The organism is Arthrobacter sp. H-02-3, assembly GCF_003097355.1.
GTDB classification, from domain to species: Bacteria; Actinomycetota; Actinomycetes; order Actinomycetales; family Micrococcaceae; genus Arthrobacter; species Arthrobacter humicola.
The window spans coordinates 23,285-35,102 of record NZ_PYUI01000007.1; the positions used below are offsets into that span (position 1 = coordinate 23,285).

The 11,818-nt window shown below is 70.6% G+C and carries 10 protein-coding genes; 8 read left to right on the top strand and 2 right to left on the bottom strand.

Annotated features, from left to right (window positions below; all coding sequences use genetic code 11):
• The first annotated feature begins 113 nt into the window (after window positions 1-113).
• A complete protein-coding gene (locus C9424_RS08770; protein ID WP_116766500.1) occupies window positions 114-665 on the top strand; it encodes a DUF4395 domain-containing protein in 552 nt (183 codons plus the stop codon).
• 405 nt (window positions 666-1,070) lie between these two features.
• Here the strand turns inward: C9424_RS08770 and C9424_RS08775 are convergent, their stop codons facing one another.
• Window positions 1,071-2,240 carry an ADP-ribosylglycohydrolase family protein gene (locus tag C9424_RS08775; protein WP_116766501.1) on the bottom strand — a complete coding sequence of 390 codons (1,170 nt, stop codon included), beginning with the start codon at window positions 2,238-2,240 and terminating at the stop codon, window positions 1,071-1,073.
• 172 nt (window positions 2,241-2,412) lie between these two features.
• On the opposite strand from C9424_RS08775, the gene C9424_RS08780 reads away from it, so the two are divergent.
• The 6 genes from C9424_RS08780 (at window position 2,413) to C9424_RS08805 (ending at window position 10,165) form a co-directional block, all read left to right on the top strand.
• A complete protein-coding gene (locus tag C9424_RS08780; protein WP_091253459.1) occupies window positions 2,413-2,769 on the top strand; it encodes a YidH family protein in 357 nt (118 codons plus the stop codon).
• Window positions 2,766-3,107 carry a DUF202 domain-containing protein gene (locus C9424_RS08785; protein ID WP_116766502.1) on the top strand — a complete coding sequence of 114 codons (342 nt, stop codon included), beginning with the start codon at window positions 2,766-2,768 and terminating at the stop codon, window positions 3,105-3,107. The genes C9424_RS08780 and C9424_RS08785 overlap by 4 nt, the downstream gene beginning before the upstream one ends.
• Before the next feature lie 160 nt (window positions 3,108-3,267).
• Window positions 3,268-4,284 (top strand): MIP/aquaporin family protein, encoded by a 1,017-nt coding sequence (locus C9424_RS08790; protein ID WP_116766503.1) that lies wholly within the window; start codon window positions 3,268-3,270, stop codon window positions 4,282-4,284.
• Between the two features lie 62 nt (window positions 4,285-4,346).
• Window positions 4,347-5,567, top strand: a complete 1,221-nt coding sequence (locus C9424_RS08795) for an exonuclease SbcCD subunit D (protein WP_116766504.1) — start codon at window positions 4,347-4,349, stop codon at window positions 5,565-5,567.
• Entirely contained in the window at window positions 5,564-8,632 is a 3,069-nt protein-coding gene (locus C9424_RS08800; protein WP_116766505.1) for an AAA family ATPase, read from the top strand. The genes C9424_RS08795 and C9424_RS08800 overlap by 4 nt, the downstream gene beginning before the upstream one ends.
• A gap of 183 nt (window positions 8,633-8,815) precedes the next feature.
• Window positions 8,816-10,165 (top strand): MFS transporter, encoded by a 1,350-nt coding sequence (locus C9424_RS08805; RefSeq protein WP_237563384.1) that lies wholly within the window; start codon window positions 8,816-8,818, stop codon window positions 10,163-10,165.
• A 92-nt stretch (window positions 10,166-10,257) separates the two neighbouring features.
• On the opposite strand, the gene C9424_RS08810 is transcribed toward C9424_RS08805, so the two are convergent.
• On the bottom strand, window positions 10,258-10,974 hold the full coding sequence (locus C9424_RS08810) for an IclR family transcriptional regulator (RefSeq protein ID WP_116766507.1): 717 nt from the start codon (window positions 10,972-10,974) through the stop codon (window positions 10,258-10,260).
• 242 nt (window positions 10,975-11,216) lie between these two features.
• On the opposite strand from C9424_RS08810, the gene C9424_RS08815 reads away from it, so the two are divergent.
• Window positions 11,217-11,768, top strand: coding sequence for a flavin reductase family protein (locus C9424_RS08815; RefSeq protein WP_116766508.1), 552 nt, complete (start codon window positions 11,217-11,219; stop codon window positions 11,766-11,768).
• The last annotated feature ends 50 nt before the right edge of the window (window positions 11,769-11,818 follow it).

An 11,818-nucleotide genomic window follows, 5' to 3' on the forward strand; every position in this document is an offset into this window, starting at 1 on the left:
GGACAGCCCGGGGCCCGGATAACCCCGCCGGCCTGGGCCGGCATAAACCTGCCGGCAGTCACATGGCGCAACAATCATTCCCCCTGTGGCGCGCACGCTCGTAGCCTTGGCGGATGAGCAAACTGATGGATGCACAGACTCCCGCCGCTCGGTCGAAATCAGTGGCGTCGAAGCGCGGAATTGACTGGGGCAAGGTGTTCGCGTTCCCGAACCCGGTGAACGAGTACTCCGCCCGCATCACCGCGGCACTGGTCGTGGTGCTGTCCGCAGCGACCCTGCTGACCGGTTTCGGCTGGGGGCTCGCCATCATCGCGGCGGGATTCTGGCTGCGCGTGCTGTTCGGTCCGCGGATCTCGCCGCTGGCGCAGCTCTCGGTCAAGGTCATCACGCCCTGGCTCGGCCGCACGCGGCTTGTTGCCGGCCCGCCCAAGCGGTTCGCGCAGGGCATCGGCGCCGCCGTGTCGACGGCCGCCGCGCTGCTGCTGGCCGCCGGCCTCGCGCCGGCCGCATGGGTCCTGCTGGCTGTGCTGATCGCCGCGGCGTCCCTCGAAGCATTCGCCGGGTTCTGCCTCGGCTGCACCATTTTCGGATTCCTGCAGCGCCGCGGGGTCATCCCCGAGGACGTCTGCGAGGCCTGCAACAACATTTCGCTCCGGCGCGCCTAAGGCCCTCCGCCAGAGATCCGGCGCGCCAATGATCCGACGAGTCTGTTTCGGACATGTTCTCGGCAGGCTCTGACTATTGGACATAGAGGCAATATGTCCAGTCCTCGCCACCGCGAATGCGCATGTCACGAGCTGCTGCGGCCAGGGATGGACATGTCGCTCGCGGTGGGACGCGACTGGGCATGTCCTGGGCACACAGCAGTGGCGGATGGACATGCCGTTCGCGGTGATGCACGACCGGGCATGTCCGGAGGGATGCGGCAACCCGGAATGGACATGCCCGTTGCGGCGAGGCAAAACTGGGCATGTCCCGCGGAAAAGCCGGCCCAGGTGACGGCAGATGGACGGTCCCGCGCTGCACGAATACCGAAGACCTGACGCCAAGCGCACAGGTTCGCGGCGACGTTACGAGCCGGTGACGGCCGCCAGCCGTGACGCCATGCCCCGGATGACCTCCGGTGCCTCCAGGGCCGCCAGCCAGCCGGCCGGCAGGCACTGCTCGCCGTAGTACGCCCCCAGGATGTTCCCCGCGATCGACGCCGTCGAGTCGCTGTCCCCGCTGTGGTTCACCGCGACGGCGATGGCCGCGCGGAAGTGGGCCTCGGCGCGCTCCTCGGCGGCACCGGCCGCCGTCGCTGTTTCTGTCCCGATTCCCGGGGCGGTGGCCAACACGGCGTAGAGCGCGACGGCGAGGGCTTCCTCTGCCACCCAGCCCTCGCCGAGTTCGCGGACCAGGTCCTCGGGGCTGAGCCTGTCCCCGGGCCCCGGCCTGTCCCCGGCCAGCCGCAGGGCCGCCTCCAGCCGGGACACCACATCGGCGTCCGGGTCCTCGCCCTTCCGCAGGATGCCGCCGCACAGCTGCGCGAGGGCCGATTCCGCGGCTTCGCGCAGTCCGCGTCCGGTAGCCAGGGCATGGATGACCAGGCTGAACACCCCGGCGCTCTGCCGTGCCGCGGGGTGTCCGTGGGTCAGCGACGCGGCGTCAGAGCTGAGCTTGTAGACCGTCTCGGGCTCGAGGTGGGGGATCAGGCCGAACGGCGCCGAACGCATCACGGTGCCGCAGCCCTTCGACTCGGGGTTGACCGGCCGCTGCACGGTCCCCATCTCGCCCGTGGCGAGTCCGCTCAGGCACGCGTTGCCGGGCGCCCGGCGGTTCTTCAGAACGTCCTGGCCGTCGATCCAGCGCGGCGGCTGGACCGGGGCCGACGCCGGCACGGCGACCCCCTGGGTGCCCAGCCAGCGCAGGTACGCGAGCCACAGGCACGCGTTGATGTCGGCCGACACGCCGTCGTTCGCCCATTCGAGCGCCTCGAGGAGGCCGTCCGCCGTGTACAGCGTCATTTGCGTGTCGTCCGAAAACGGGCTGGCGGCGTCGAGAGCGGAAAAGTCCTGCAGGCCCGCGGGGCCGAACCGGGCGCGGATCGCGGAAATGCTGTCGAACTCGACGGCGTAGCCCAGCGAATCGCCGAGCGCGCCGCCCAGCAGGCAGCCGTGAATGCGCGAACCGTGGGCAGGGGAGTGTGACGGGCCGGGTGCTGGGGCTGGTGCGGGCGTGGTCCCGGGCTCGGTGCTCATGTCTTCAAATTTACCCGCCGCCGCGCGCACTACCCAATGAACGCCGGTAGGGTGCTGTTAGGACCCGTCCAGCGGTCGGGCGAAGCAACCGCCGGTGGTGCCGTCGCCAGGCCAGGCAAGACAATCAGGCCACAAAGACAACCAGGCCAAACAGGACGACCAGAGGACACGAATGCGCGAACCGACGTGGCGGAAGACCGGAACGACGCCCGATTACAGATTCTCCCTGGCCAACGAACGGACGTTCCTGGCCTGGATTCGCACGTCCCTGGCCCTGATTGCCGGGGCCCTGGCGATTGACCAACTGGCCCCGGAAATTGCTCCCGCACCCATTCGGATTATTCTGTGCGTCATCCTCGCGTTCCTGGGCGCCGGCCTGGCCGCCCTGTCCTACCAGCGGTGGGGACTCATGGAGGCGGCCATGCGGAACAACCGCGAGCTGCCGTTCTCCGGGCTGATGCTGGTGATGACCATCGGCGTCGCGGCCGCGGCCCTGGTGTTTGCCGCCCTGATCCTGCTGGCGCGGTGAACCCCGAAGACGCCCGGGATCCCGGGCTGCAGCCCGAGCGGACGTCTCTGGCCTGGCGCCGGACCCTGCTGGCCCTGATAGTGGCGGACCTGCTGATCTGGCGCAGCTGGGCGCTCGCGGCGTCCCGGGGCGGTCCTTCGGGGCGTGTTGATTACCTGGGCGTCTGCGCATTCGTCGCCATGGCCGCCACCCTGATTCTGGGCGTGTGCGTGCTGGTCCGCGGGCACGAACTCCGGAGGTCCACGACCGCGCCTTCGGCAACGCTGCTGCGCTGGGCCGCAGCCGCCGTCATGGCCCTTGCCTCCAGCGCCGTGGCCGCGGTAGCGCTGGGGCGCTAAGCCGCAACCCAGCGAACATCCAGATTCCGCTGGCAGACTGCTGGCGAAGCTATTCTCCGGGCGGCTCGATGCCGTACCCGGTCCATGACCCGGCGGCGGGCCAGCGACGGCGCACTTGCAGCCCCAGGGCGCGCCGCCACCAGCGAAGGAAGTCCTGACCATGACCCTGCCTGTGCCAGCCCACGACACCGTCGGCGTCCAGCCGCCGGCCGCCAGCGACGATGCGCCCCGGCCGGCACTCCTGGCCCGGCTGTCCGCCGAGGTGTTCGGGACCCTGATCGTCGTGGTCGCAGGTCTGGGCGTGCCGCTGTTCACCATTCCGCAGTCGAACCCGCTGCCCGCCGCACTTGCCGCCGGCGTGGCCCTGACGGCGGCGATGCTGGCCGTCGGCTACATCTCGGGCGGCCATTTCAACCCCGCTGTGACCCTCGGCAACGTCATCGCGGGCCGGATTGGGCTGGCCGACGCCGCCGCGTACATCGGCGCCCAGCTCGTGGGTGCCGTGCTCGGCGCCGTCGCCCTGTTCGGCGTCCTGCGTACGGTGCCGAAGATTGACGACAGCCAGGCCGCGTTTGCCACGGTGACGGCCGGTTTCGGCGAGCACTCGATCATCCAGGTCCCCATGGCCGGCGTCTTGCTCGTTGAGGTCCTCGGCACGGCCCTGCTCGTGGCCGTCTTCCTGGCCACGACGGCCGGCCGGAACCCCGCCAAGGCGGCTGCCCCGTTTGCGGTCGGCCTGACGATGGCGATGCTGTTGCAGTTTGGGCAGGCGATCGGCAATGTTCCGTTTAACCCGGCCCGCGCCACGGCCTCGGCCATCTTCAGCGGTCCGGATGCGCTGGGGCAGCTGTGGCTGTTCTGGGTAGCGCCCGTGGTGGGTGCGGCCATCGCCGGACTCGTCTTCCGCGGCTTTGCCCAGTCGACGGCCCCGGCAGCTCCCCGGCCGGACGCCCGTCCCGCGCGGCCCGCGCGCGGCAAGTCCGCCGGCAAGGCCCCCGCTGGCCGGGCCACCGCCGACAAGGCTGACCCGGAGCTCGCGAATGCAGAGCTGGATGAGGCGGAGCCGGCGAATGCTGAGATGGACAACGCAGAGCTGGCCGACGCACGGCTGGCCGGCGCCGTCCGCGCCGGGGACGACGAGGCCCGCAGCTTCTTCGACCGCAAGGGCCGCGAGTAACCCCCGTCACCCCTGCGGGGTGGTGGCGCAAGAGTGTCGGCCCCAGCCGATACCGTAGGAATATGCGGTTACTGCACACCTCCGACTGGCACTTGGGCCGGTCCTTCCACGGCGTCGGCATGCTGGATGCCCAGCGCGACTTCATCGACCAGCTTGTCACCTTTGTCCGGGACGAGGCAGTGGATGTCGTCCTCATCGCCGGGGATGTCTACGACCGCGCGCTGCCGGGTGTCGACGTCGTCGGCCTGCTCGATGACGCCCTGGTGCGTCTCACGGGAGCCGGCGCCCAAGTTGTCCTGACGAGCGGCAACCACGACTCCGCCATCCGGCTGGGATTCGCCTCACGGCTGCTTGAGCGCGGGGGAGTGCACCTGCGCACGCGGCTGAACGAACTGGACCAGCCCGTGCTCTTTCCTCTCGGCGATGCCGCAGCGGACGACGCCGCAGATGGGGATGCCGGTGGGGATACAGGGGACCAAACAGGGCCGGTGCTGGCGATTTACGGAATCCCGTGGCTTGAGCCCCGGCTCGTAGCTGAACAGCTGGGCGTCGAGACCGCGAGCCATTTTGAGGTCACACGCGCCGCCACCGAACGGATCCGGGCAGACGTGAGCCGCCGGAGCGAGACCCGGACCGTCCATTCGGTGGTCCTGGCGCACACCTTTGCCAGCGGAGGCATCAGCTCTGACAGCGAACGGGATCTGAGCATCGGCGGCGTGGGCGCCGTCCCGCTGGATCTCTTCGACGGCTTTGGCTACACGGCACTGGGCCACCTGCACGGCCGGCAGGAACTCTCGACGGCGGTGCGCTACTCCGGCTCGCCACTGGCTTACTCCTTCTCCGAAGCGAAGCACAAGAAGGGCGGCTGGCTCGTGGAGGTCGACGCCGATGGAATCGGCGAGGTGCGCGAAGTGCTGTGGGACGCACCCCGGGCCCTTGCCGTGCTGCGCGGGAAGATCGAGGACCTCCTGGCGTCGGAGGAATTCGCGTGGGCGGAGGGCGCCTATTGCCAGATCACGCTGACGGACGCCGCGCGCCCCGCGCAGGCGATGGACCGGCTGCGGGCACGGTTCCCCGACACCCTGGTGCTCGGGTTCGATCCCGACGGCCCCGGCGCGGCGCCGAAGGCCAGCTACAGCAGCCGGCTGGCCGAGGCCGACGACGACCTCTCCGTCTGCTGCGGATTCCTCGACCACGTCCGCGGCAGGCCCGCGTCCGACGCCGAAGCAAAGGTTCTCGCCGAGGCCCTCGAAGCCGTGCGCCTGGAAGGGGTGTCCCTGTGAGGATCCACCGCCTTGAGATTTCCGCCTTCGGCCCGTTCGCCGGCACGGAGCGGATCGATTTCGACCGTCTCAGCGCACACGGGCTGTTCCTGCTCAACGGCGCCACCGGCGCGGGAAAAACCAGCGTCCTGGACGCCATCTGCTTCGCCTTATACGGCGCGGTTCCCGGTGCCCGGCAGGACGGTAAGCGGCTGCGCAGCGACCACGCGGAAGCCGCCGCCGAGCCCCGCGTCACCTGCGAGTTCTCGGCCAAGGGCCGGCACTTCGAAGTTTCCCGCTCGCCTGCCTGGGACAAGCCGAGCGCCCGGGGCAAGAACGGCTTTACGGTCCAGCAGGCCAACACGCTGCTGCGCGAACGCATCGACGGCGTGTGGGTGGAGAAATCCGGCCGGAATGACGAGGCCGGAGCCGAGATCGCCGACGTCCTGGGCATGAACCGGGAGCAGTTCACCCGCGTGGTCATGCTGCCGCAGGGCGACTTCGCCGCCTTCCTGCGGTCCAAGGCGTCCGACCGGCTGGAGCTGCTACAGAGCCTCTTCGGGACCCAGCGCTTCGAGGCGGTGGAGCAGGAACTGTCCCGGCAGGCGCAGACCGCGAAGGCGGAGGTGGCAAACCTCACCACCAGGCTCGACCTGCTGCTGGCCCAGGCCGAGTCCGAAACCGCGGCACTCGACCTCGACCCGGCCGATGCCCCCGGCAGGGACGCCCCCGATGCCCTCCTGGCCTGGCTGGACGATGCGGCGGCAGCCGTCGCGACCGGGCGCCGGACCGCGGCCGCGGCAGCCGGGCAACACGCCGCGGATCAGGCGTCACTGCTGGAAGCTGCCACCGCGCGGGCCAGCCGCCACGCCAAACTTGCCGCCGCGGAACAGCGCCGGAATGATGCCGACGCCGCGGCAACCGCCCTGGCGGAACAAGCCATCACGCTGGGCCTGCATCGGAAAGCCGAAGTGCTCGGCGGTCAGCTGCGGGCCGTCGAAAGTGCCCGGGCCGCCGAGGACCTGGCGGGAACGGCCCTGCTGGAGGCCGCCCGGCAGTTGAGGTCCGCGGCCGTCACCGACCCCGAGCTCGCCGGGCTGGACCTCGTCGATGCCGGGGCGGACACCGGCCGCGAGCCCGAAGCCTTCGACAGCGCAGCCCTCCGGAACGGCCTCGGACGGCTGCGGTCACTGCGCGCCGTGCTCACCGAGCGCCTGCCCGACGAATCCCGGCTTATGGAGCTCACGGACCGCAGCAGCCGGCTGCGCCTGCAACTGACGGCCCTGGAATCACGGCAGCGGACCGGCGCCGCGGCCCTGGACGCCTTGCGCACTGAATCGGAGGCGCTGCTCACCGGAATCGTCCCCCTTGAGGAGCTCGCCGCCGAAGCCCAGCTCCGCACCAAGGAGGCCACGGCGGCGGACGAACTCGTGGCGATTGTTGGCCGCTACCTCACTGCGGAGGCCGGGTCCTCGGCAATCGCGGAACGTCACGCAGCGGTCCGGAACGACCACCAGGATCTGAGGCAGCACTGGCTCGACCTCCGCGAACAACGGCTCACCAACGCCGCCGCCGAGCTCGCCGCCCAACTCCTCGCCGGAGTGCCGTGCCCGGTCTGCGGCAGCCCGGAGCACCCGGAGCCGGCTCCGGCCGCGGCCTCTGCACTGGCCGTCGCGGAGGCCGAGAAGGCCGCACAGCAAGCCAGCGACGATGCAGAAGCGGCGCTGGCCGCCCTCGGGCGTGAACTCGCCGAGGCCCGGCAGGATGTCGCCGTGCTGGCGGCCCAGGGCGGCAGCACGCCTCCCGAGGAAGCCCGTGCCGATGCAGCACTTGCCCGTGAACGGGCCGACGATGCCGCCCGCGCTGCCACGGACCTTGCTGCCGGCCGGGCCCGGCTGGCAGAACTTGAGACGGCAATCGCCTCGGCAGAGCGGGCGAAGGCCGAGGCCGCCTCCGGCATCGCCCAAACGCAGTCCACGATCGCCGAAGTCGACGAACAGGCAAAAGTTCTCGAGCATGCCCTGGACAAGTTGCGCGCCGGCCACGCCAGCCTTGAGGAGCGGATCGCCGCCCTCACCGGAACAACAGCGGTCCTGGAGCGGGCAGACGCCGCCCAGTCGGCCCTGGAACAGGCCGGGGCCCGCACCGCGGAGGCTCGCCGACAGCTGGACCAGGCGCTCCCCGCCACAGGTTTCAGCACCGAAGCCGCGGCACGGGCCGCCCTGCTGCCGGCTCCGGAGGCGACAGGGCTCGAAGCCGCCATCCGGGCGGGACAGGACGAGGCCGCGAGGATCCAGGAGCTGTTCGCCGGAGAGGAGCTCGCCCTGGCCGCCGCCGAGCGGGCCGCCGGGGAGCTGGTCAGCGAGGCCGCCCTCGAAGAACTCCACGCCGCGTCGGCGGCTGCGGAACGCCAATCCCGGGACGCCGAGCTCGCGGCGGGCCTGGCAGAAAATTCCGTCCGGACCCTCGGGCGCATCGCCGGCGAGTATGTAGAACTTGCCGCGGCCGGCCGGGCGCCGCGGGACCGTGCCGCGCTGCTTGGCGCCGTGGCAGAAGCGGCCAGGGGCGGAGGCGACAACACCTACCGCATGAGCCTGAACAGCTATGTCCTCGCCGCCCGGCTGGAGCAGGTGGCCGTCGCCGCCTCGGAACGACTGATCGGCATGAGCGACGGCCGCTACACCCTGCAGCACACCGATGCCAAGGCCGCGCGCGGCGCCAAGTCCGGCCTCGGCCTGGAAGTGGTGGACGAGTGGACCGGCCAGCGCCGGGACACCGCCACACTTTCCGGCGGCGAGTCCTTCATGGCTTCGCTGGCCCTGGCCCTGGGGCTCGCAGACGTCGTGCAGCACGAGTCCGGCGGCGTGGACATCGAAACCCTCTTCGTGGACGAAGGGTTCGGCAGCCTCGACGACCAGGCGCTGGAACAGGTCATGGACGCCCTCGAAGGCCTCCGGGACGGCGGCAGGGTAGTGGGGCTCGTGAGCCATGTGGCAGAAATGAAGCAGCGCATCGGCACCCAGCTCCAGGTGGTCAAGGCCCGCAACGGTTCCACCCTGCACATCAGCGACGACGCCCGGGCCTGACTAGGACCTGCCGTCGCGGCGCCGGGTCAGCTACCATGGACTCGTTACCGGGTCGCGCGCATCGGGAGGAGGGACGATGCGCACCATTGAACGAACCCGGAAACCATGTCCCCTTCACCGTCTTCATTGGCGTCTGCTCTTGACGCGATCCCCTCGGCCGGCCAAACCACCTCTGCCGACCCCATGCCCGTACCGGCCGTTCAGGCCCCCGCGCTGCCCGCCCCCGCGCCCGGGAAGGGCGGCCGCTTCGCCCGCCTGCCGCTGCTGGCCGGGCGGACTTTCATCCCGCTGGGGCTCTTCGCGCGACTGCCGCTGGCCATGCTCACCGTCGGCGCCCTCACCCTTGTCACCGCCGTCACCGGATCCTATGCCGTGGGCGGCGCCGCAGCCGGTGCGGTCGGCATCGGTTCCGCGCTGGGTGCTCCCGTCCTGGGCGTCCTCGCGGACCGGCTCGGCCAGCGCGGAGTCCTGCTGGTGTCCGCCATCGCCAATACCGCGGCCATTGTCGCCCTGATCCTCGCGGCGTACCTGATTTCCGGTGTGCAGGACCTTGCCGCTGGCGCCCCCGCGCTCGCCGCGGCCTTCGTGGCCGGGGCCAGTTGCCCGCAGGTCGGCCCGCTCGCCCGGGTCCGCTGGATGGCACTGACATCCCGGACGTCCGGTGCCGGCCGCGCGGCCGGCGCAACCTCCGCGGACCTGGACACCGCCCTGTCCTATGAGAGCACAGCGGACGAACTCACGTTCGTGCTTGGTCCCGCACTGGTCGGTGTCCTCGCCAGCCTGCTCGCGCCGTGGCTGCCGCTGGCCCTCGCTGCGGCACTGACCGTTGTCCTCGTACCCGCCTTCGCCGTCCACCCCACGCACCATGCCGTGATCCGCACCCCCCGGCGGCCGGCTGCCGGTTCCGTCGCCGGGACGGCAGGGGAGCGGGACCGGGACGCCCCGACGCCACGGCGCCTCCGGACCCTGGCCGCCGTCGCCCTTCCCGCGCTCGCGATGGTGTGCATGGGCACGTTCTTCGGCTCCACCCAGACAGCGCTGAGCTCCTTCTCCGCCAGCTTCGCCACGTCCGAGCTCGCGGGCCTGCTCTACGCCGCCATGGGACTCAGCTCTGCCGCGGCCGCCCTCTCGGTCGCGTACTGGCCCCGTCGCCTCACGGTCAACGCCCGCTGGATCGCCTGCGCGGCACTCATGGCCGGCCTTGCTCCGCTGTTGCTGCTGCCCGCGACGGCACTGCCCATGGTTCTCGTGCTGCTCGTCCTGGGCCTGCCCGTCGGCCCGCTCATGGTCACCGTCTTCGCGATCGGCGGCCTCGTGGCTCCGGCCGGAAAGCTCGGCACGGTCATGACGGCCCTGGCCAGCGGCATCGTCGCAGGCACAGCGCTCGGATCCTCCATCGCCGGACAGCTCGCCCAGAACTTCGGGTTTTCAACGGCGTTCCTCGTGCCGGTGTGCGCCGCGACGGCGCTGTTCCTCCTGGGGACCGCCGCCGCCGTCGTCCTCCGGCAACGCGGGAAGAACACCCCCAACTGACTAGCAGCTATGGTCGTTTTGAGCGCTGAAAGCGGCCCTAGGCCCTAGCTGCGAGTCAGTTGGGACAGGACGACGGGCCAGGGCGCGGGCGTTTAGCCCAACTGTGCCTCGATGCGCCGGGCCGCCTCCGTGAGGGCGCCGGCGACCTCGTCCGGATCCTGTGCCGCGCGGATGTAGACCACCGCGAGGGCAGCCGGCCGGCCTCCGGGCACGCGCAGCGGCACCGCAAGGGAGGACACGCCGGTAATGACCTCGTCGTGGCTCGCCGCGAAGCCGCGTCGCCGGGCCTCGGCCGCTTCGGCCCGGTACGGGATGCCCGGGGCCAGGGACTGCCACTCCTGTTCCGTGAAGGCGGACTGGATGGCGATGCCCGGCGCGCCGGCGCTGATGGGATGCCGCGATCCCGGGTGCTGCACGACGGCGGGGCCGCTGTGCCGCGGATCAACGGTCACCAGCGTCACGCACTCCTCCCGGTCCCAGACGGCCACGAAGGCGCTCATCGTCAGGGTGTTGGCCAGTTGGGTCAGCTCCGGCAGGGCCGCGGACTGCAGGTTGCGCGAGACGCCCCGCGCCAGGACGGCCAGGCCCGGGCCCGGCTGGACACGGCCGCCGTCGTCGCGCACCAGCAGCGAATGGTCCTCGAGCGTGCGCAGGATGCGGTAGGCCACGGAGCGGTGGACACCCATGGCGTCGGCGAGTTCGGCGATGGTGAGCGGCTGCTGTGCTTCGGCGAGGATCTCCAGGGCCCTGATGCCGCGGGAGAGCGTCTGGGATGGGGAGGCCTGGGCGCTGCCGGCGTTCGGGGTCATGGGATCCATCCTAGGGGCGGGGTCGCGGTAAGCCGGCTTCGCCGGAGGCTCTTGTGTTCCGGCTCACGGTCCGCTAGCGTTCTATATGGGAACTATTTGTTCGATTATAGAACAACAGCGTATAAAAAGCCCGAGCATAAAAAGCCCAAGAGAAAATACAGCGCCAGGACAACTACAGCCCGTGAGAGCACGCGCTGAAAGCGCAGCCTGGGAAGACCGCCACCGAACCCAAGGGATCATCGATGATTGCCGAGCCTCGCGACCATGCCGGGGATGCCCCGGGCGCCGGGCGTGTCCACGGCCGGGCGGCCGACCCGCGGGCCAACCATTTCCGGGGCAGCCTCGGCAGGTACGCCACCGGCGTCGCGATCGTCACCTTCGACGGGGTGACGAAGCGCCACGGCATCACCGTCAACTCCTTCACGTCCGTCTCGATGGACCCGCCGCTGGTGCTGGTGAGCATCGCCCGCACCGCCAAGGCGCACGATGAACTCGCCGGCCGGCCCTTCACGGTGAACATTCTCGGCGCCGAGCAGCGGCAGCTGGCCATGCACTTCGCCGGCCGCCCCGGGCCCGAGCCGCTGTGGGTGGAAGGGGAGACCGCACCGCGGCTGTCCAATGTGCTCGCCTACTTCGCGTGCAGGCCCTGGGCGGCCTACGACGGCGGCGACCACACCCTGTACATCGGCGAGGTCGCGGACTTCAACTACCGCAACGGCGATGCCCTGGCGTTCGCCAACGGATCGTTCACCACCATCCCGGAAAGCCAGCTGGGCATGGAAGACCTGCTCTAGCCCCCGCACCCCCTTCAAGACCGCTCAGCTCAACGACGACTGGAGAAAGA